The sequence below is a fragment of the Stutzerimonas stutzeri genome (assembly GCF_051028275.1).
Taxonomy (GTDB): Bacteria; Pseudomonadota; Gammaproteobacteria; order Pseudomonadales; family Pseudomonadaceae; genus Stutzerimonas; species Stutzerimonas stutzeri_AS.
In genome coordinates, this window is the sequence record NZ_CP069269.1 from 532,059 (window position 1) to 551,946 (window position 19,888).

At 59.7% G+C, this 19,888-nt stretch carries 15 protein-coding genes; 10 read left to right on the forward strand and 5 right to left on the reverse strand.

What is annotated here, in order from left to right; translation table 11 throughout:
- The first annotated feature begins 78 nt into the window (after positions 1–78).
- Genes bioF through bioD form a run of 4 tightly spaced genes read left to right on the forward strand, consistent with a single transcriptional unit; the run spans position 79 to position 3,476 of the window.
- Positions 79–1,260: an 8-amino-7-oxononanoate synthase gene (bioF, locus tag JQR87_RS02385; RefSeq protein WP_407292951.1), complete on the forward strand. Its 1,182-nt coding sequence runs from the start codon at positions 79–81 to the stop codon at positions 1,258–1,260.
- Positions 1,253–1,975, forward strand: coding sequence for an alpha/beta fold hydrolase (locus JQR87_RS02390; RefSeq protein WP_407292950.1), 723 nt, complete (start codon positions 1,253–1,255; stop codon positions 1,973–1,975). Before bioF ends, JQR87_RS02390 begins: the two co-directional genes overlap by 8 nt.
- Positions 1,972–2,796, forward strand: a complete 825-nt coding sequence (bioC, locus tag JQR87_RS02395) for a malonyl-ACP O-methyltransferase BioC (protein ID WP_407292947.1) — start codon at positions 1,972–1,974, stop codon at positions 2,794–2,796. Before JQR87_RS02390 ends, bioC begins: the two co-directional genes overlap by 4 nt.
- A complete protein-coding gene (gene bioD / locus JQR87_RS02400) occupies positions 2,793–3,476 on the forward strand; it encodes a dethiobiotin synthase (protein ID WP_407292946.1) in 684 nt (227 codons plus the stop codon). The genes bioC and bioD overlap by 4 nt, the downstream gene beginning before the upstream one ends.
- Here the strand turns inward: bioD and JQR87_RS02405 are convergent.
- Both JQR87_RS02405 and JQR87_RS02410 read right to left on the reverse strand, forming a co-directional pair.
- Positions 3,466–4,635 carry a zinc-dependent alcohol dehydrogenase gene (locus tag JQR87_RS02405; protein ID WP_407292944.1) on the reverse strand — a complete coding sequence of 390 codons (1,170 nt, stop codon included), beginning with the start codon at positions 4,633–4,635 and terminating at the stop codon, positions 3,466–3,468. The two genes, bioD and JQR87_RS02405, sit on opposite strands and share 11 nt — an antisense overlap.
- On the reverse strand, positions 4,635–5,423 hold the full coding sequence (locus JQR87_RS02410; protein ID WP_407292942.1) for an SRPBCC family protein: 789 nt from the start codon (positions 5,421–5,423) through the stop codon (positions 4,635–4,637). Before JQR87_RS02410 ends, JQR87_RS02405 begins: the two co-directional genes overlap by 1 nt.
- A 195-nt stretch (positions 5,424–5,618) precedes the next feature.
- Between JQR87_RS02410 and JQR87_RS02415 the strand changes: the two genes are divergently transcribed.
- The 5 genes from JQR87_RS02415 (at position 5,619) to JQR87_RS02435 (ending at position 13,318) form a co-directional block, all read left to right on the forward strand.
- Positions 5,619–5,873, forward strand: coding sequence for a hypothetical protein (locus tag JQR87_RS02415; RefSeq protein ID WP_407292939.1), 255 nt, complete (start codon positions 5,619–5,621; stop codon positions 5,871–5,873).
- A 234-nt stretch (positions 5,874–6,107) separates the two neighbouring features.
- Positions 6,108–7,913, forward strand: coding sequence for a phenylacyl-CoA dehydrogenase (locus JQR87_RS02420; protein ID WP_407292937.1), 1,806 nt, complete (start codon positions 6,108–6,110; stop codon positions 7,911–7,913).
- Between the two features lie 150 nt (positions 7,914–8,063).
- Positions 8,064–9,356: a GGDEF domain-containing protein gene (locus tag JQR87_RS02425; RefSeq protein WP_407292936.1), complete on the forward strand. Its 1,293-nt coding sequence runs from the start codon at positions 8,064–8,066 to the stop codon at positions 9,354–9,356.
- Between the two features lie 156 nt (positions 9,357–9,512).
- Complete coding sequence (locus JQR87_RS02430; RefSeq protein ID WP_407292934.1) at positions 9,513–11,321, forward strand: acyl-CoA dehydrogenase C-terminal domain-containing protein; 1,809 nt, start codon at positions 9,513–9,515, stop codon at positions 11,319–11,321.
- 218 nt (positions 11,322–11,539) lie between these two features.
- The gene (locus JQR87_RS02435) at positions 11,540–13,318 is read left to right on the forward strand and encodes an acyl-CoA dehydrogenase C-terminal domain-containing protein (RefSeq protein ID WP_407292932.1); all 1,779 of its coding nucleotides are present in this window, start codon (positions 11,540–11,542) and stop codon (positions 13,316–13,318) included.
- A 434-nt stretch (positions 13,319–13,752) separates the two neighbouring features.
- Here the strand turns inward: JQR87_RS02435 and msrA are convergent, their stop codons facing one another.
- Both msrA and JQR87_RS02445 read right to left on the reverse strand, forming a co-directional pair.
- Positions 13,753–14,400: a peptide-methionine (S)-S-oxide reductase MsrA gene (msrA, locus tag JQR87_RS02440; RefSeq protein ID WP_407292931.1), complete on the reverse strand. Its 648-nt coding sequence runs from the start codon at positions 14,398–14,400 to the stop codon at positions 13,753–13,755.
- Positions 14,401–14,494: 94 nt separating this feature from the next.
- Positions 14,495–17,170 (reverse strand): sensor domain-containing protein, encoded by a 2,676-nt coding sequence (locus JQR87_RS02445; protein WP_407292929.1) that lies wholly within the window; start codon positions 17,168–17,170, stop codon positions 14,495–14,497.
- A 149-nt stretch (positions 17,171–17,319) separates the two neighbouring features.
- Here JQR87_RS02445 and JQR87_RS02450 point away from each other — a divergent pair, with 149 nt between their 5' ends.
- Positions 17,320–17,808 carry a hypothetical protein gene (locus JQR87_RS02450; protein ID WP_407292927.1) on the forward strand — a complete coding sequence of 163 codons (489 nt, stop codon included), beginning with the start codon at positions 17,320–17,322 and terminating at the stop codon, positions 17,806–17,808.
- A 67-nt stretch (positions 17,809–17,875) separates the two neighbouring features.
- Here the strand turns inward: JQR87_RS02450 and aceF are convergent, their stop codons facing one another.
- Entirely contained in the window at positions 17,876–19,864 is a 1,989-nt protein-coding gene (gene aceF, locus JQR87_RS02455; RefSeq protein ID WP_407292926.1) for a dihydrolipoyllysine-residue acetyltransferase, read from the reverse strand.
- Positions 19,865–19,888: the final 24 nt, after the last annotated feature.

A 19,888-nucleotide genomic window follows, 5' to 3' on the forward strand; every position in this document is an offset into this window, starting at 1 on the left:
GTAGGAGCCGGCTTGCTGGCGATCTGGCTCGGATCGCCAGCAGGGCCAGGCGTCCCCGACGCTCCTACGGTGATAGCCATGCCTTTCGATCTCTCGTCTCGCCTCGCCGAGCGCCGTGCCGCGCACCTCTATCGTCAGCGACCCTTGCTGGAGACTCCTCAGCAACCGGAGGTCATGGTCGATGGTGAGACGCTGCTGGCGTTCTGTTCCAATGACTACCTGGGGCTCGCCAGCCACCCCGACGTAATCCGTGCCATGCAACAAGGTGCCGAGCGCTGGGGCGTAGGCGGTGGTGCATCGCATCTGGTCATGGGGCACAGCACGCCGCATCACCAGCTTGAAGAGGCTTTGGCTGAGTTCACCGGTCGGCCGCGAGCCTTGCTGTTCTCCACCGGCTACATGGCCAATCTCGCTGCAGTCACCGCGCTGGTGGGGCAGGGCGATACGGTGCTAGAAGACCGAATCAACCATGCCTCGCTACTTGATGCCGGTCTGCTCAGTGGCGCTCGCTTCTCCCGTTACCTGCATAACGATGCCGAGAGCCTGGCCAAACGCCTGGACAAAGCAACCGGCGATACGCTGGTGGTCACTGACGGCGTGTTCAGTATGGATGGCGATTTGGCGGACCTTCCGGCCCTCTGCGCCACGGCGACGGCGCGCAAGGCGTGGGTGATGGTTGATGACGCCCATGGCTTCGGCCCGCTGGGCGTCAACGGTGGCGGCATTGTCGAGCATTTCGGTTTGGGCATGGATGACGTACAGGTGCTGGTCGGCACGCTGGGCAAGGCCTTTGGCACCGCTGGTGCCTTCGTGGCAGGCAGCGAGGAATTGATCGAAACGCTGATCCAGTTCGCCCGGCCTTACATCTATACGACCAGCCAGCCGCCGGCTACCGCCTGCGCCACCCTCAAAAGTCTGGAGCTGTTGCGAGCCGAAGGCTGGCGCCGAGAGCATCTGAACCGGTTGATTGCGCGTTTCCGCCAGGGTGCGAGCGAGATCGGTCTTACGCTGATGGATAGCCCGACGCCGATCCAGCCAATTCTTGTCGGCAGCAGCGAGCGGGCGTTGGCGCTGTCCGCAGCGCTGCGCGCGCGTGGAATCCTGGTCGGTGCAATTCGCCCTCCAACGGTGCCAGCCGGTAGCGCTCGGCTGAGGGTGACTTTCAGCGCGTCGCACAGCGAAGCGCAGGTGGAACGACTGCTGGATATCCTGGCCGAATGCTGGAATCAAATGGCCGAGGAGCCTGAAACGGATGCGTGATCAGCTGATTTTGCTGCCCGGGTGGGCGTATGGCCCGGCTGCGTTGCAGCCTTTGTGCGAGGCATTGACGGAGGTCGCGCCGAGTCTCGACGTCATCATCGAATCCTTGCCGGAGCTTCCCGAGGCCGATTCCTGGCTCGATGAACTCGATCGCCGTTTACCTGATAATAGCTGGCTGGCCGGGTGGTCGCTGGGCGGCATGCTGGCAGCCCAGCTCGCCGCACGGCGTTTGGATTCGTGTCGTGGATTGATCACCATCGCCAGCAATCCTTGCTTCCGCGCTCGGCCACAATGGCCAGAGGGCATGGCGCCGGATATCTTCGATGCGTTTCAAGAGGCGTTCACGCTTGATCCCGAGGAAACGCTCAAACGATTCCGCCTGCTCTGCAGCCGCGGCGGCTACGATCCTCGCACGCTGGCCCGCCAGCTGGAGGTCAGCCAGTCTGATTCGGCTCCGACCGTACTTCAAGCCGGCCTGCGGTTACTCGCCGAGTTGGACGGGCGCGACGCGCTGCATGGCTATTTCGGACCGCAACTTCACCTGTTTGCCGGTGGCGATGCGCTGGTGCCCTCGACGGCCTGTGATGCGCTTCAGCGCTGGATGCCCGGTATCGAAGCCGAGCTGATCACCTCTACAAGCCACGCCCTGCCGCTGGAGCGCCCGGACGACGTGGCAACAACCATAGCGGCCTTCATCAAGGGCAAGGCGGAATGACGGATGCGGCCATGGCACTGACACTGGAAAAGGAAAGCGCCCTGCCTGACAAGCGTCAGGTGGCCGCGTCGTTTTCCCGTGCGGCAACCAGTTATGACGCCGTGGCCGAGCTGCAGCGCAGGGTTGGCAGCGCGCTGATCCAACGGTTGCCCCTCGCGCCTGCGCCCGCGCGCTGGCTGGATCTGGGCTGCGGCACCGGTTATTTCTCGCGAGTGCTGGCGAGCCGTTTCCCAACCGGCGAAGGCGTCGCGCTTGATATTGCCGAAGGCATGTTGCGCCATGCCCGGCCTCAGGGCGGCGCGAGCCGTTTCATCGCGGGCGATGCCGAGTGCTTGCCGTTGCGTGATGCGTCGGTGGATCTGATTTTTTCCAGCCTGGCGCTGCAGTGGTGTGAGGACTTTTCCTCGGTGTTGAGCGAGGCAATGCGGGTGCTTCGTCCTGGTGGTGTCTTGGCCTTCAGCAGCCTGTGCAGCGGCACCCTCCAGGAGCTGCGCGACAGCTGGCAGGCGGTGGACGGTTTTGCCCATGTGAATCGCTTCCGTACACTCAGCGCCTATCGACAGTACTGTGCCGCGAGTGGCTTGCGACTGGAGTACCTGGAGGTCGAACCCCAGGTGCTGCACTTCGCCGAGCTGCGACAGCTGACAGGCGAGCTCAAGGCGCTCGGAGCACATAATCTGAATCCTGGCCGTCCGGGTGGGCTTACCGGTCGCGCACGTATTCGCGCTCTGATCGAAGCCTACGAGCGCTTCCGTACGCCAAACGGACTCCCAGCGACCTATCAGGTGGTGTACGGCGTGTTGCGCAAGGAACTGAAATGACTGCGGCCTATTTCGTCACCGGCACGGATACCGAAGTCGGCAAGACCACCATCGCGGCCGGGCTCCTGCATGCTGCGCGGCTGGCTGGGCTCAGTACGGCGGCGGCCAAGCCTGTGGCGTCTGGTTGCGAACTCAAAGCCGAAGGCCTGCGCAACAGCGATGCGTTGGCGCTGCTTGGCGAGTGCACGCTGCCGCTGCGCTACGAGCAGGTTAACCCGTTGGCTTTCGAGCCGGCAATCGCGCCGCATCTGGCCGCCCGCGAGGCTGATGTCGAGCTGACGGTCGCGACGCTAGCAGAGCCGGTTCGGCAAGTGCTGGCATTGCAGGCTCAGTTCTCATTGGTGGAAGGCGCTGGTGGCTGGCGCGTGCCGCTGGCACGAGACGAAGCGCTATCCGATCTCGCCATCGAGCTCGGTCTGCCGGTAATTCTGGTCGTCGGCGTGCGCCTGGGTTGCATCAACCATGCGCTGCTCAGCGCAGAGGCCATCGAGCGCGACGGATTGAGGCTGGCCGGCTGGGTCGCCAATATCGTTGATCCTGCCACCTCACGATTGCAGGAAAATCTCGAGACGCTGGATGAGCGGCTCGAGGCGCCATGCCTTGGTCGGGTGCCGCGCCTGCCGACTGCAAGCCCGGCCGAGGTAGCACGATACCTCGACCTGGCGCCGCTCACGGCTTGAAGACGGCCCGCATGCACTGTTCGGTCTTGTGCTTGAACAGCTTGTAGCCCTCGGGCGACTGCTCCAGATCCATCGGGTGCGTCAGCAGGTAGGACGGGTCCATCTCGCCATTGAGGATGTGCTGGAAGATACGCTCCGCGTAGCGCTGCCCTGGCTGTTGCCCGGAGCGTAGCGTCAACGCCTTGTTGACGATGGCACCCATTGGAAATTTGTCCATCAAGCCGCCGTACACACCCAGCACCGACACGGTGCCGGCTTTGCGGCATGAATGAATGGCCTGGCGCAGCGCGACGCCGCGCTCGGTGTGCAGTCGCAGTTGTTGCTTGACCTTGTCATAGGCGTGTTCGATGCCGGTGCCGTGCGCTTCCATGCCAACCGCGTCGATGCAGCGATCCGGGCCACGTCCGCCGGTGAGCTCCAACAGCGCCTCGTGCACGTCAGTGGTTTCGTAATTGATAGTGATGGCACCCGCTTTCTGTTCAGCCAGCGCCAGGCGATCGGTGAAACGATCAATGGCAATGACGCGCTCGGCACCCATCAGATAGGCGCTGCGAATGGCCATCTGACCGACGCCGCCGCAGCCCCAGACCGCGACGGTTTCGCCGCGCTGGATATCGGCCTGGTCTGCACCGAAATATCCCGTTGGCACCGCATCGGATACGAAAACCGCCTGCTCGTCGCTCACACCTTCCGGGACTTTGAACAGATTCACCTCGGCATAGGGCACACGGATGTACGTGGCGTGGCTGCCGGCGTAGCCACCAAACGCATGGCTGTAGCCGAAGATGCCGGAGCAGGTGTAACCGTAGGCGATTTCCGTTTCACGGCTATTGGGGTTGGAATTGTCACAGCAGTTGAAATTGCTCGCCTTGCAGTGGCTGCATTCACCACAGCCGATGATGGAAATGGCGATTACGCGATCACCCTTGCTGAATCGCGTCACGGCGGAGCCGGTCTCCACAACCTCGCCAAGAAACTCATGTCCCAGAATGTCGCCGGGGTGCATGGTCGGTACATAGCCGTCGACCAGGTGCAGATCGGAGCCGCAGACCGAGGACATGATCACCTTCAGGATCACGTCCTTGGGATTGACGAGTTCCGGGTCCGGTACGGTGTCGACTTGCAGCATGTTCGGGCCTTGCCAGGTCAATGCGCGCATTATCGAGCCTCCCCTGTCGCAGCGATGCCGGTGTGCTTGTCAGCCGGTTCTCGGTTCATCTGGCCGGTCGAGATCTCGCCGGTCTCCATCAGTTGCTTGAAGCGACGTAAATTCTGTTCGGCCTTGAAACCGCTGAACTTACTGACGCCACGGGCGAGCGCATACCCCAACTGTCCACCAGGAACTTCATGGGCAACCACCGCTTGTATCTCGGTACCGCTGCCGTTGGGCGCATCGCGAAACGTCACCCAACCCAGGTTACGGACGGGCGCGTTAGGTTCTGACATCCAAGCCAGACGCTCGCCGGGGATGTCCTCGGTGACGTAGGTGTCCCACTCGATGCTCTTGTCCATCATTGGCACCCGCGCAACCCAATGTGCATGGTGGTCGTCACGAGCCTCGACGCGCTCGATGAATTCCATGAAGGTCGGCATGTTGCTGAAGTCACGCCAATAGCGGTAGATCTCATCACGTGGTCGGTTCACCGTGATGCTTTTCGACAACGCGCGGGCACGGCCCCAGTTGTGTTCTTCAGCCAGTTGGCTCTCATAATCAGTGGGCGACAGGGCGCGCTTGGCGTTGCACTGGCCCGAACCACCTCGGGCGATCGCCATTCCACCTGCGGCCAGCTCCAGCAGTCCGAAAACGCCTCCTTTGCGCAGGCCGCGTGCTACCAACCAGCCGCCCAGAAAGCCGGATATCAGCCGTTCGACCCCGTGAAGATTAGGGCCGCCGGCTCGGTCATGGGCATTGCGTGTGGAGAGGAGGGGCGGCTGCGACGGGTTCATGGTTGTCTCCGAAGTGATTGCTGTCGAATAGCTGACTGCCTCGGCTTCACCACCGTTCCAGTGCCTCTCGCTCTGCCGATGAACGTGATCATGTTCGGTAATAAAGAAGTGCGGCTTATCGCGACGTGGAAGTGGCGTCAGCGAAACGGCTCTGCTTCAATAGCTATCAAGTGAGACTTTGGTGAGGTTTCAACCATGCAGATTAGCAGCCTTCTTTCTGCCGGCCTTGGTGCCTATCAAGCCGGACAGCAGCGAGTCGACCAGGCCAGCGCCGCCGTTGCCGGGACTGCTTTGCCTGCTGTTGCAAATTCTCAAGCCCTGGCCGACTCGGTCGAGCTGACCGAGCAGCTGGTGCAGATGAAAGTCGGCGAGCATCAAGCCAACGCGGGTGCCCGACTGCTGAAAAGTGCTGACGAAATGCTCGGCACGTTGATCAATACCAAAGCCTGATCACATCAGCCGGTTGGGCCGGCTGCCTCGCCCGTTTTTGGGCACCTTCAATCTGCCTCTAGCGACCAAGATGCCGACGAACGGCGTCACGGTCGCTGCTTGACATCGATCAGGCCTAAACGTATGTTTCAAACACCTGTTTGACCTCTCGGCGCTATGCCGGAAGGCCAATCGAAATCAAGCGTGGCTGATCTGCAGTCACCTGAATCAGAACCCACCGTTGAGGTTTACGCTATGCCTGACTACAAGGCCCCCTTGCGCGATATCCGCTTCGTACGTGACGAACTGCTCGGCTACGAAGCGCACTATCAAAGCCTTCCGGGTTGCGAAGACGCCACCCCGGATATGGTCAACGCCATTCTCGACGAAGGCGCCAAGTTCTGTGAGCAGGTGATTGCCCCCCTCAACCGCGTGGGCGACATCGAAGGCTGTACCTGGAGCGAAAGCGGCGTTAAGACGCCAACGGGTTTCAAAGAGGCTTACCAGCAGTTCGTAGAAGGCGGTTGGCCGAGCCTGGCTCATGATGTCGAGCACGGCGGTCAGGGTCTGCCGGAATCGCTGGGCCTGGCCATTAGCGAGATGATCGGTGAAGCCAACTGGTCCTGGGGCATGTATCCAGGTCTGTCCCATGGCGCCATGAACACGCTGCATGAGCACGGTACTCCCGAGCAGCAGCAGGCCTATCTGACCAAGCTCGTCTCCGGTGAGTGGACCGGCACAATGTGTCTGACCGAGCCGCATTGCGGCACCGACCTGGGCATGCTGCGCACCAAGGCCGAGCCTCAGGCCGATGGCAGCTACAAGGTATCCGGCACCAAGATTTTCATCTCCGCTGGTGAGCACGACATGGCCGAGAACATCGTCCATATCGTTCTGGCTCGTCTGCCCGATGCGCCGGCCGGCACCAAGGGGATCTCCCTCTTCATCGTGCCGAAGTTCCTGCCGAACGCCGAAGGCGGTGTGGGCGAGCGCAACGGTGTGTCCTGCGGCTCCCTGGAACACAAGATGGGCATCCACGGCAACGCCACCTGCGTGATGAACTTCGACGGCGCCACCGGCTTTCTGATCGGCCCGCCGAACAAGGGCCTGAACTGCATGTTCACCTTCATGAACACGGCGCGCCTGGGTACTGCCTTGCAGGGTCTGGCACATGCCGAAATCGGCTTCCAGGGCGGCATCAAGTATGCGCGTGAGCGTTTGCAGATGCGTTCGCTGACCGGCCCGAAGGCACCTGAGAAGGCTGCGGACCCGATCATCGTGCATCCGGACGTGCGTCGCATGCTCCTGACTATGAAGGCCTTTGCCGAAGGCAACCGGGCGATGATGTACTTCGCTGCCAAACAGGTCGATATCGTCCAGCGCAGCGCCGACGAAGAACAACGCAAAGCGGCTGACGCGATGCTGGCCTTCCTGACGCCGATCGCCAAGGCGTTCATGACCGAAGTCGGCTTCGAAGCGGCCAATCATGGCGTGCAGATCTATGGTGGCCACGGCTTCATCGCCGAGTGGGGCATGGAGCAGAACGTGCGCGACAGCCGCATCTCCTGTCTGTACGAAGGCACAACCGGCATCCAGGCGTTGGATCTGCTGGGCCGCAAGGTACTGATGACCCAAGGCGAGGCGCTGAAGGGCTTCACCAAGGTCGTGCACAAGTTCTGCCAGGCCAATGAAGGCAATGAGGCGGTCAAGCAGTTCGTCGAGCCGCTGGCCAAGCTGAACAAGGAATGGGGCGATGTGACCATGAAGGTCGGCATGGCCGCGATGAAGAACCGTGAAGAAGTCGGCGCCGCCTCGGTGGATTACCTGATGTATTGCGGTTACGCCTGCCTGGCCTACTTCTGGGCCGACATGGCGCGTCTGGCGTCGGAGAAGATCGCAGCGGGTGAGGATGCGGACGGTTTCTATACCGCCAAGGTGCAAACCGCGCGCTTCTACTTCCAACGCATCCTGCCACGTACCCGCACCCATGTTGAAGCCATGCTCTCCGGTGCTGACAACCTGATGGACATGGACGAAGCTCACTTCGAGCTGGCCTACTAAGGCTCATCGCAACAAGAAAACCGCTGCCTCGGCAGCGGTTTTTTTTTGCGTTTTATTCAACTGCGATCATGGATTGGATGATTGCGTAACCAAGTGCAGGCAGAATGCCTGCTTTCTCAACGGTCGTCTGCCGGAGCCATCGTGTCTCGCATGAGCCCTGCACGCTTCAGTCACTTCTATGTGCCCCTGGCGTTATTAGTTTGCGGGTTGCTAGTCGCACGTCAGCCGAGTCTGAACGAGTTCTTCACTTCTCTGTTCAATGTGCTCCCCACCGTGCTGCTGTTACTCGGCGGTGCGTTCTGCATCGCCTATAGTCGGGTTCGCGAGACGTATTTGTTGCTGACGATCTACATCGTCTATTTCCTGCTCGACACGCAGGTCGACCACTATCGGCTGACAGGCTCGCTCCTGCCCGAGGCTGCATTGACCTTTCATCTTTGCAGTGTGCTGTTGCCAGTCCTTTATGGCCTGTACGCCCTGTGGCAGGAGCGGGCGCATCTGTTAAAGGACGGCCTGGCACGATTGGCGGTCTTATTCGCCGTATCGGTGCTGGCCCTGGCGTTGGCGCGGCGGTTTCCTGCTGAAATGCTCGACTGGCTCACGGAGATCCGCTGGCCGTCGCTGCAGGCGAACTGGTTGCAGTTGATCCAGCTGGCCTATCCGGCTTTTTTTCTGGCGATGCTGGGTGTGCTGATCCAGTACACACGACGGCCACGACCGGTGCATGCGGCCCAATGGATAGCACTGATCGGTTTGCTCCTGATGTTGCCCCAGGTATTCAGTCGTCCAGGCGCGCTCAACGTCATGAGTAGCTTGATGATGCTCATTCTGGTGGTCTCGATCGCTCAAGAGGCGTATCAAATGGCCTTTCGTGACGAGCTGACCGGCCTGCCTGGCCGGCGGGCGCTTAACGAGCGGCTGCAGCGCCTGGGTCGTCAGTATGTGATCGCGATGGCCGACGTGGATCGATTCAAGGCCTTCAATGACACCCATGGACACGACGTTGGGGACGAGGTGCTGCGCCTCGTCGCGAGTCGGTTACGCAAAGTCGGTGGCGGTGGCCGTGCCTATCGCTACGGTGGCGAAGAGTTTGCGTTGGTCTTTCCCGGCCGAGACCTCGAGCACTGTCTACCGCATCTGGAGGCTGTACGGCAGGCGGTGGAAAGCTATCCGCTGCAGCTGCGCGACAAGACCAATCGGCCAAAGGACGCCGCGCAGGGCAGGCAACGCCGTGGTGCCAGTTCGACGAGTACGGTCTTTGTCACGGTCAGTATCGGGGTGGCCGAGCGGCTTGCATCACAACGGACGCCTGAGGAAGTCATCAAGAGGGCCGACCAGGCGCTGTACAGCGCCAAGGGAGCGGGTCGCAACTGTGTCCGCTCATATGGCGAGAACCGACGAGGCGCTATGCGTACGAAACAGGACGCTTCGTCGGAGTCCTAGCTCGTGATCAAACAGGCAGCTGCGATTTCCAAACCGCGTCCGCTGGCAATCTACGATTATGATGGCGCATTCAGCGCCTGCAATGTGATGGCGAACACTTGGATCTGCCGGTAGCGTGCCGAGCATAACAATGCACAGTTCCTACCGGAGAACGCTATGCCCGCTTACAAGGCTCCGCTGCGCGATATGCGCTTCCTGATCGATGAAGTATTCGACTTTCACAGCAGCTATGCTGCCAATGGCGCGCATGACGCCACGCCGGATATGGTCAGCGCCATCCTGGAAGAGGGCGCCAAGTTCTGTGAGCAGGTTCTTGCCCCGCTCAACCGCAGCGGTGACGAAGAAGGTTGCCACTTCGACAATGGAGTCGTGACCACCCCCAAGGGGTTCAAGGAAGCATTCGCTCAGTATGCCGAAGGTGGCTGGATGGGGCTTGCCTCCGACCCGACTTACGGTGGTCAAGGCCTGCCGCATTCGCTAGGGCTGGTTATCGGGGAGATGATCGGTTCTGCCAATACGTCCTTTGGCATGTATCCGGGGCTCACGCATGGCGCAATGGCCGCTATCGCGGCCCACGGTACCGATGAGCAGAAGCAGACCTACCTGAGCCCGATGACCGAGGGCCGTTGGACCGGCACCATGTGCTTGACCGAATCCCATTGCGGAACGGATCTGGGCATCATCAAGACCCGCGCGGTTCCACAGGACGACGGCAGCTACGCCATTACTGGCACGAAGATATTCATCTCGGCCGGTGAGCACGACATGAGTGAGAATATCGTGCATCTTGTATTGGCCAAACTCCCTAATGCGCCAGCCGGCACCAAGGGGATCTCGCTATTTGTCGTGCCTAAGTTCCTGCCAAAAAACGGCGTAACCGGTGCTTCAGGGGAAATTGGCGCGCGCAATGGCGTCGCCTGCGGTTCCATCGAGCACAAGATGGGCATCAAAGCCTCGGCGACCTGTGTCATCAACTTCGATGGCGCCACAGGCTTTCTGATCGGTGAGCCAAACAAAGGCCTGAACTGCATGTTCACGATGATGAACCATGCACGTTTGGGTACTGGCATGCAGGGGTTGTGCAGTGGTGAGGCGAGCTTTCAGGGCGCCATCCGGTACGCCAACGAGCGGCTGCAGATGCGTGCGCTGACCGGGGCGAAATACCCCGACAAGCCTGCCGACCCCATCATCGTCCATCCTGATGTCCGTCGCATGCTGCTGACGATGAAAGCGTTCAACGAAGGCAACCGAGCATTAGCGTATTTCACTGCACAACTGCTCGATCAGATACACAGCCCTGATGCGGACAAGCGCAAGGAAGCCGAGGACCTGCTCGCCTTTCTTACGCCGATCTGCAAGGCCTTCATGACCGATACGGGATTGGAGGTGACAAACCTTGGTATGCAAGTGTTTGGCGGCCACGGTTACATTCGCGAGTGGGGCATGGAACAGCTAGTGCGCGACTGCCGCATCGCACCGATTTACGAAGGCACAAATGGTATCCAGGCGCTTGATCTGCTAGGACGCAAAGTGCTCGGCAGCCAGGGTAAGCTGATGTTGGGTTTCACCAAGCAGGTGCATAAGTTCTGTGAGGCCAATGCGCAACATCCGCAGCTGCAGCAATACGTCACGCAGCTTGCAGGCCTCAACCGAGAGCTGGGCGAGATCACGACGCGAATCGGTATGGCGGCCATGAAGAACCCCGACGAAGTGGGCGCGGCGTCGGTCGACTATCTCATGTACTGTGGTTATCTGATCCTCGGCTATTTCTGGTTGCGCATGGCCGTGGTTGCTCAAAGCAAGCTGGACGGGAACGGCGACGATTCCGATTTTTATCAGTCGAAGCTAACGACTGCAGAGTTCTACTTCGCCCGTTTGCTGCCGCGCACCGCAGCGCACAAATCAGCGATAGATGCCGGCAGTGCCAGCCTGATGAAATTGCGCGCCGACCAATTCGCTTTTTGACCCATTGCTAAACCGGAAGCCCGCCTCGCGCGGGCTTTTTTATGTCCGATTGCTTCATTGTCCTGCTCGCGTCCATTGAACGGTCACGGGAGTCCTCGGCGTCTAGATGAGAACTGATCGGTCATTTTAAGACGCTTCGGGCGACGATTAGTCTTCAGTTAGACTCGCAAAACTGCTGCGGCCAATCGGCCGGGTGATACGTTTGCGAGGTCCATTTCATGGCTGACTACAAAGCACCCCTGCGCGATATGCGTTTCGTCCTGAATGAAGTCTTCGATGCCCCGAAGCTCTGGCAGACGATGCCAGCGCTGGCGGAAGTCGTCGATGCGGAAACCGCCGAAGCCATTCTCGAGGAGGCTGGCAAGATCACCGCCAACTCGATCGCACCGCTCAATCGCAGCGGTGATGAAGAAGGCTGTCGCTGGACCGATGGCGCCGTCAGCACACCCGCGGGCTACCCCGAAGCTTATCGTCTGTATGCCGAAGGCGGTTGGGTTGGCGTAGGGGGCGACCCGGCCTACGGCGGCATGGGCATGCCCAAGGCGATCTCGGCCCAGGTCGAGGAGATGATGAACTCCGCCAGCCTGGCCTTCGGTCTGTATCCGATGTTGACCTCCGGCGCCTGCTTGTCGATCTATGCTCATGCCAGCGAAGCGTTGAAACAGAAGTACCTGCCAAATATGTATGCGGGTATCTGGTCCGGCTCGATGTGCCTGACCGAACCGCACGCAGGCACCGATCTTGGCATCATCCGCACCAAGGCCGAGCCGCAGGCTGATGGCTCCTACAAGGTCAGCGGCACCAAAATCTTTATCACTGGCGGCGAGCACGACCTCACCGAGAACATCATTCATCTCGTATTGGCCAAGCTGCCCGATGCGCCAGCAGGGTCGCGGGGTATTTCGTTGTTCCTCGTACCCAAGGTGATGGTCAATGACGACGGCAGCCTGGGCGCACGCAACAGCCTGAGCTGCGGCTCGATCGAACATAAAATGGGCATCCAGGCCTCAGCCACCTGCGTCATGAACTTCGACGGTGCTACCGGTTGGATGGTTGGCGAGCCGAACAAGGGGCTGGCCGCGATGTTCACCATGATGAACTACGAGCGGCTGGGGGTAGGCATTCAGGGACTTGCCACCGGCGAGCGCTCCTACCAGAGCGCCATCGAATACGCTCGGGAGCGTATCCAGAGCCGCGCACCGACTGGCCCGGTCGCGCAAGACAAGGCCGCCGACCCGATCATCGTGCATCCGGACGTGCGCCGCATGTTGCTGACCATGAAGGCGTTGAACGAAGGTGGACGTGCCTTCTCCAGCTATGTTGCGCTGCAGCTGGATATCGCTAAGTTCAGCGATGACGCCGATTCACGTCAGCGTGCAGAAGCGCAGGTTGCGTTGCTGACACCCGTCGCTAAAGCGTTCCTCACTGACATGGGCCTGGAAACGACCGTTCATGGGCAGCAGGTGTTTGGCGGCCATGGATTCATCCGTGAGTGGGGCCAGGAGCAGCTGGTTCGTGATTGCCGAATTACCCAGATCTATGAGGGCACCAATGGCATCCAGGCGCTGGATCTGCTGGGGCGCAAGGTCGTCGGCAGTGGCGGTGAGCTCTATAACGCCTTTGCCAATGAGATCCGCGGATATTGTGCGACCGCAGACAGTGAGCTCGGCGAGTTTGTGACGCCGCTGAAAGCGGCGCTTGAAAATCTCGATGAGCTGACAGCATTCGTCCTGGATGCAGCGAAGAACAACCCCAACGAAATCGGCGCTGCGTCGGTAGAGTATCTGCATGTCTTCGGCTACACCGCGTACGCCTACATGTGGGCGCGAATGGCTGAAGCGGCGCTAGCCAAGGTCGAGCAGGACGATTTCTATGCCAGTAAGCTTGGCACGGCTCGTTTCTACTTTGCGCGGTTGCTGCCACGCATTCATTCGTTGAGTGCTTCAGTTCGGGCTGGCAGCGATTCGCTTTACTTGCTTAACGCCGCGCAGTTCTGATGGCTTAACCCGTGGCGGCATAATGAAATTAATTCGCCACTTTTGGGAACAATGTGCCATGACTCCAGTCATAGTTCTGCATCGTTTGTAGTCAATAGCTTACATGTTGATCTCGAGATGGGGTCGCGCGTAAGTCATTGCTTACAAGCCGTGGTGCAAACTGCTACTACAGGTTTCTCAGGCCGATCAGTAGTCTTTGCCACCATGGACGCCGCGTAGGGAAGCGCATCAGATCAAAAGACGGACGCGTAGTGGAACGACGCCAGGAAGGCGCAAGTCACGGATGTCAGGATTCAGTCTGCAAAGGCCCCGCTTCGGCGGGGTTTTCTTTTGCAGCAAGAAAGTGCCGTCGATGAGTGCTTGCGAATTGCAATCCAGGCGAGGTTCGCAGATGAGATACGGCCAAATGAGTCAGGTGATTTGACGCAGCCTGGTCAGGCTGGCATGCAAACGCCTGTGCCTCCCAGTCCACAATATCCACCCGGATTTTTCGCCAGATACTGCTGATGGTAAGCCTCGGCGTAGTAGAAGGCCGGCAGCTCGGTGATCTCCGTGGTGATGCCGCCGAGCCCATGCTTGTTCAGTTCCGCCTGAAAGCGTGCCTCGCTGGCCCGGGCCGCTTCTAGTTGAGCGACGTCGAAACAGTAGATTGCGGAACGATATTGCGTGCCAATGTCGTTGCCTTGGCGCATGCCCTGGGTTGGGTTGTGGGCTTCCCAGAACAGCTTGAGCAGTGTTTCGTAGGAAACCTGTTGTGGGTCAAATACCACCAGTACGGCTTCGGTGTGCCCGGTGAGACCGGAGCAGACTTCCTCGTAGGTGGGGTTCGGAGTGTGCCCTCCCGCATAGATGACAGCGGTGGACCATACGCCAGGCTGCTCCCAGAAGCGTCGCTCGGCTCCCCAGAAACAGCCCATGGCAAAGACGGCTTGCTCCAGGTGGGCTGGGAACGGCGGTTGTAGAGGGTTGCCATTGACATAGTGAGCTGCCGGCACGGGGACAGCTGTAGCGCGTCCCGGTAATGCTTGCTGGGCATCAGGCAACGCCTGTTTGTGGATAAGGATTTGCGAGCGCAGGGTCATGGTTATCCTCGAAGCGGGTGGCATGAGCACAGCCTAGGCTACCAAGCGGACAAAACCAACGCGCATTCGATTCGACCTCAGGCTGACGAATGGCTCAAAGCCAATGCGGATAACGCCGCAGGGAGGCGAGCAGCTCGCTGCCTGGTATCGGTTTGTCGAATAGATAACCCTGGCCGATATCACAGTGCTGATGGCGCAGAAAGGCCAGCTGCTCGGTGGTCTCGATGCCTTCGGCAACGACCTTGAGATTAAGGTTGCGAGCCATAGCGATGACGGCAGAGGTGATCTCGATATCATCCTGGTTGCCCGGGATGTCCTTGATAAAGCTTCGGTCGATCTTGATCACGTCGATGGGGAATTTTTTCAAATAGCTCAGCGACGAGTAGCCGGTGCCGAAGTCATCCATCGCCAGGGTTACACCGAGCGCTTTCAGGCCTATCAATTGCTGCCGGGTTTCCTCGGTTGCCTCTAGCAGCAGGCTTTCTGTGAGCTCCAGCTCCAGGCTGCCTGGCCAGAGACGCTCTTCAGAGAGAATATTCGCTATCGAACCGACCAGGTCCGGATCCGAAAATTGCTTGGGCGACAGGTTGATTGCGATCTGTGGTGTACCGATACCCAGCGCTGCGAGCTGCAGTCCCATGCGGCAGGCCTCTCGTGCCACCCATTTGCCGATGGGGATGATCAGCCCGGTCTCTTCGGCGACGCCAATGAACTGGTCAGGGCGAATCATGCCTTTCTCGGGGTGATTCCAGCGCAGTAGCGCTTCCAGTCCCTGCAGGCGTCCGCTGCGCAGGCACAGCTTGGGTTGGTAGAACACCTCCAGCTCGTTCTGTGCCAATGCCCGCCGCAAGTTGTTTTCCACGAACAGCTTGTAGTTGGCCTCGGCATGCAGGGCTTCGGTAAACACCTGTACCTGGTTCTTACCGTTGGCCTTGGCTTTGTGCAGCGCTTGCCCTGCGTGCTTCATCAGCGTTTCGGGATCGTTACCATGCAAAGGCGAGCAGGCCAGGCCTAGGGAAGCGCTGATGCTGATCAGCTGTTTGTCGACAAACAGCGGCTTGTCCAGAATACGCAGAACCTGGTGTGCCAGATGCACGCCTTCTTCCAGCTCCATGTCATCGAGGAGAAGCGCGAATTCATTGCTGGCGAAGCGCGCGAGAACGCTTTCGCGGCTGAGGCTGTTGCGTAATCGTCGTGCGAGGCTTGCGAGCAGCTTATCGCCGGTCTGATGACCGAGGCTGTCATTGATGCGCTTGAAGTTATCGATGTCTACCAACAACAGGCACAGCTTCGGGTTTTCATGACTGGCGAAGCGATCTTCGATGCTGCGAATGAAAAATGGCCGGTTGCCGAGGCTGGTCAGGTTGTCGGTATAGGCCAGACGTTCAATGTGCTGCTGCGCTAGTTTGGTGTGTGTGATGTCTTCGTAAATGCCGATGTAATGCGTGAGCTCGTTATGCTCGCCGTACACTTTCGAGATCGACAGCTGCCCCCAGTATGGCTCCAGGTTCTTGCGTCTGCTGCGAAACTCGCCCTGCCAGCTATTGCTCTGGGACAAGGCTGACGAGCTGTCGAACAGCAATTCGCTGAGGTTTTCAAAAGCGGTCAGGTCGGCGAGACGGCGACCCCGAACCTCGTCTGCGGAAAACTGAGTAATGGAGGTGAAGCTCGGGTTCACATACTCGACGATGCCGTCTCGGTCGACCAGGATGAACGCACTGGCGCTTTGTTCGACGGCGCGTTGAAAGAGGTGCAGTGTGAGGGTCGCGTTAACGCGCTGTTGGTTGGCCAGCACCTGCGCGTACTGGTCCGCCAGTTCCCCGGCAAAGGCTATCTCATCGGTATGCCAGCGTCTGATGCTGCCTGAATGCTCCAGGCGGAGCACGCCGTACACCTCGCCTCCGACGCGGATCGTTGCGTCAAGAATGGACGTGATATCCCGGGGGATAAAATGTACTTGCATCAGCTCTTGTGTGCGTGCGTCTTCGGCCACGATTGGTACGTCAATCACGCGCCCCTTGTGCAGCGCCTCCAAGTAGCGAGGGCACGCCGACATGTCCTGTGACGAAGGGTATTCCTGGCTTCCTTTATCTCGTCGGTAGGCCGCGATAGGCTCCAGGTGATGGCCCTTCAAGTGCCATATCGAGGCGCGAGCGATTCCGTAGGCTTCGCTGGCAGCCTGAGTAATCAGTTGGGCTGCTTCAAGCTGTGGGTCTGCTGCGCTGTATCGGTGCCGGGCAAGGCGCACGATCAGGCTCTGCTGGGCACGAGAGCGGATCAGATGCTCGAGATGGTCGTCCTGGGCTCGCTGTTGATATTCCAGCGACGACCAGAGTTCGGCGTTCTGGGACTCCAGGGTCGGCGTGGCTCTGGTCGAATTTGACTCAACGATAAGGTAGCCTCGGACCACTTCTCGACCATACTGTTGGCAGAGTTCCCCCATTTCGAGTATCTCCATCGGCCCGCTGCACGTATGCAGGCAGTAGCGGATAGAGTAGTGGCCTTGCGTGGCCAGTTGGCTTTGTACGACATCGTGGAGTCGCAACCGAACCTGCGGCTCCATGAGACTCGCATACGGAGAATCGATTAGAGAACAGAGGTCTTGGGCAGGTAGCCCCAGATAGCGCTCACAGGCGGGGTCCAGAAACAGCAAAGCCCAGCTGGATTCATTCAAGCGCTCGAAACGCAGCATGCCCAGCCTGGAAGGCACTGGCAACTGCGTCACAACCTCGGTCGCCAAACGGGTGGCGGCATCGGGATGTATTTTCATCGAGCGGTTTGCTTCCAGTATGCTGCAAGAGTCGCTTCGCTAGCCGCAGTTTAGACGCTTTCTGCTGCTTGGCGATGGCTAAATAATATTAATTGACGCAAGGGTGCATCATGCAACAGGGACTGACAAGTCGACTAGCAAAGATACTGTTGATCGCGCTTTTCCTGCTTGCTAGCGGGCAGCTGCGAGCCGCTGAGTCCAATACCTTGGGTTCGGATGAACCAGCCCGGTATCTGAGCGAGCTCAAAACGCTTTATCTTACCTCGGATGAACGAAAAGCCCTGCTTGCGCACAGTAATGCCCTGCTAAAAAGTTACGGGTTGCGTGCTGCGTATCAGGTTGGCCAGGCGAACCCGGAGGATCTGGAGTACCGCGTTAGCGTGGGTGCGCCTGGTGAGTTGCGCATCCGTGAAGAGCGTCGAGATGCGTCCGGCAACGTCGCGGTGCGTAACACGGGCTTTTCGGTATTTGGTATGGATCCCTATATCAACTATCGCTGCCCGCCTCAGGGCTTGGTGTGCGTGTTCAAAAACTCCGAGGCCGATGAGCCATGGTTGACGATCCTTCGCGACCCGAAGGGCGCAGAGGAATTGGCGAAAGCCCTTTCTTTTCTCTTTCGCAACCTGCAAAAGGGCTGATGAGGCTCCGTTGTGAGCAAACATAAAAAAACCCGCCAAAAGGCGGGTTTTTTGTGTGTGCCTGCAATTACAGCAGCATCGTCCGGATATCGGCCAACAGTTCTGACAGGCGCTTGGTAAAGCGTGCGGCTGCAGCGCCGTTGATAACACGATGGTCGTAGGACAGCGATAGCGGCAACATCAGGCGAGGCTGGAAGGCCTTTCCGTCCCATACCGGCTGCATAGTTGCCTTTGAAACGCCCAGAATTGCCACCTCTGGCGCATTCACAATCGGCGTGAAGCCGGTACCGCCGATGTGTCCGAGGCTAGAGATCGTGAAGCATGCACCCTGCATGGCATCCGGCGACAGCTTCTTGGTGCGCGCCTTCTCGGCGAGCTCCGCTGCCTCAGCTGCCAGCTGCAACAGACTCTTCTGATCGACGTTCTTGATCACCGGAACCAGCAGACCATCCGGTGTATCCACGGCAAAACCGATATGCACGTACTTCTTGCGGATGACGGCCTTGCCGCTCGGTGCAAGCGAGGCATTGAACTCTGGCAGCTCCTTGAGCAGGTGCGCACAGGCCTTGAGCAGAAGGGGCAGTACGGTCAGCTTGACGCCAGCCTTTTCGGCCACCGCTTTTTGCGAAACGCGGAAGGCTTCCAGTTCGGTGATATCCGACGACTCGAACTGGGTCACGTGTGGCACGTTGAGCCAGCTACGATGCAGGTTGGCGGCGCCGACCTGCATCAGGCGCGTCATCGGTACTTCTTCGATTTCGCCAAACTTGCTGAAGTCGACCTCAGGCACAGGCGGAATACCTGAACCACTCGCGGCGCCGGCTGCCGGCGCTTGCTTGGCCTTGTTCATCATGTCCTTGACGTAAGCCTGGACGTCTTCCTTGAGGATCCGGCCCTTGGGGCCCGTTCCCTTGACGTCTGCCAGCTCTACACCAAATTCGCGGGCGGTCATGCGAACCGCGGGGCCTGCGTGCACCTTGGCGCCAGCGTTGCTTGGGCCCGCTACCACTGGCGCAGGCGCAGCAGCAGCCTTGGCTTCCGGCACACCCTGCTTGTTAGGCGCTACGGTCTGTTGCTGCGGCGCAGCTTCCTCTGGCTTAGCCTCGGCTTTCTTCGCCGGGGCTGCACCCGCGACCTTCAGCGTCAGGATGAGATCGCCTGTCTTGGCCTCGTCACCGACCTTGATCGACACAGACTCCACGACACCGGCTTTCGGTGCCGGAATCTCCATGCTGGCCTTGTCCGACTCCAGCGTAATGAGCGACTGATCGGCTTGGACGTTGTCGCCGGCCTTGACCATGACTTCGATTACGTTGGCGCCGCCGCTGGATCCGATGTCTGGAATACGGATCTCTTCCACGGATTCGCCAGCCGCTTGCGCAGGGGCTTCGGCGGCTTGCTCGGTGAGCTTTTCCTTTGGCTGGCCTTGCGTCGCGCTGCTGGCCGCTGCCGGCTTCGCTGCTGCGCCTTTGAGGATCAGGATCAGATCGCCCGTGCCGACTTCGTCGCCTACCTTGACGGAAATGCTCTCGACCACGCCGGCGGCGGGGGAGGGAATCTCCATACTGGCCTTGTCGGATTCCAAGGTGATCAGTGCCTGCTCGGCGGCAATGGTGTCGCCTGCTTTAACCGATATCTCGATGATGCTGGCCTTGCCGGACGAGCCGATGTCCGGAACCTTGATTTCCTGCGATTCGCCTTCCTCGGCGGACGCTGACGGGTTCTCATCGCCCGGAGGTGTCGGCTCCTCGGTCTCGTCGGCCGGGCCGCCACTGCTCGCACCGGCAGGCTCGGCGGCCGCTTGCGCTGGCGCCTCGCTTGTTTCTTCAGTTTCCAGCTCCAGCAGCTCGTCACCTTCTTTCAGGCGGTCGCCAAGCTTGACCTTCAATGCTTTCACGACGCCTGCCTTGGGCGCTGGTATTTCCATGCTGGCCTTGTCGGACTCCAGCGTCAGTATGCTCTGGTCGGCTTCGATGCGGTCACCGACCTTGACGAACAATTCGATTACTTCACCCTCACCGCTGCCGATGTCGGGTACGCGTATGGTTTCACTCACAATAGGTTCTCCTGTGCGCACGCA

What these genes read in the sequence shown, in the direction of transcription:
- bioF (WP_407292951.1), top strand. Translation starts at nt 79, where the DNA reads ATGCCTTTCGATCTCTCGTCTCGCCTCGCCGAGCGCCGTGCCGCGCAC.
- JQR87_RS02390 (WP_407292950.1), top strand. Translation starts at nt 1,253, where the DNA reads ATGCGTGATCAGCTGATTTTGCTGCCCGGGTGGGCGTATGGCCCGGCT.
- bioC (WP_407292947.1), top strand. Translation starts at nt 1,972, where the DNA reads ATGACGGATGCGGCCATGGCACTGACACTGGAAAAGGAAAGCGCCCTG.
- bioD (WP_407292946.1), top strand. Translation starts at nt 2,793, where the DNA reads ATGACTGCGGCCTATTTCGTCACCGGCACGGATACCGAAGTCGGCAAG.
- JQR87_RS02405 (WP_407292944.1), bottom strand. Translation starts at nt 4,635, where the DNA reads ATGCGCGCATTGACCTGGCAAGGCCCGAACATGCTGCAAGTCGACACC.
- JQR87_RS02410 (WP_407292942.1), bottom strand. Translation starts at nt 5,423, where the DNA reads ATGAACCCGTCGCAGCCGCCCCTCCTCTCCACACGCAATGCCCATGAC.
- JQR87_RS02415 (WP_407292939.1), top strand. Translation starts at nt 5,619, where the DNA reads ATGCAGATTAGCAGCCTTCTTTCTGCCGGCCTTGGTGCCTATCAAGCC.
- JQR87_RS02420 (WP_407292937.1), top strand. Translation starts at nt 6,108, where the DNA reads ATGCCTGACTACAAGGCCCCCTTGCGCGATATCCGCTTCGTACGTGAC.
- JQR87_RS02425 (WP_407292936.1), top strand. Translation starts at nt 8,064, where the DNA reads ATGAGCCCTGCACGCTTCAGTCACTTCTATGTGCCCCTGGCGTTATTA.
- JQR87_RS02430 (WP_407292934.1), top strand. Translation starts at nt 9,513, where the DNA reads ATGCCCGCTTACAAGGCTCCGCTGCGCGATATGCGCTTCCTGATCGAT.
- JQR87_RS02435 (WP_407292932.1), top strand. Translation starts at nt 11,540, where the DNA reads ATGGCTGACTACAAAGCACCCCTGCGCGATATGCGTTTCGTCCTGAAT.
- msrA (WP_407292931.1), bottom strand. Translation starts at nt 14,400, where the DNA reads ATGACCCTGCGCTCGCAAATCCTTATCCACAAACAGGCGTTGCCTGAT.
- JQR87_RS02445 (WP_407292929.1), bottom strand. Translation starts at nt 17,170, where the DNA reads ATGAAAATACATCCCGATGCCGCCACCCGTTTGGCGACCGAGGTTGTG.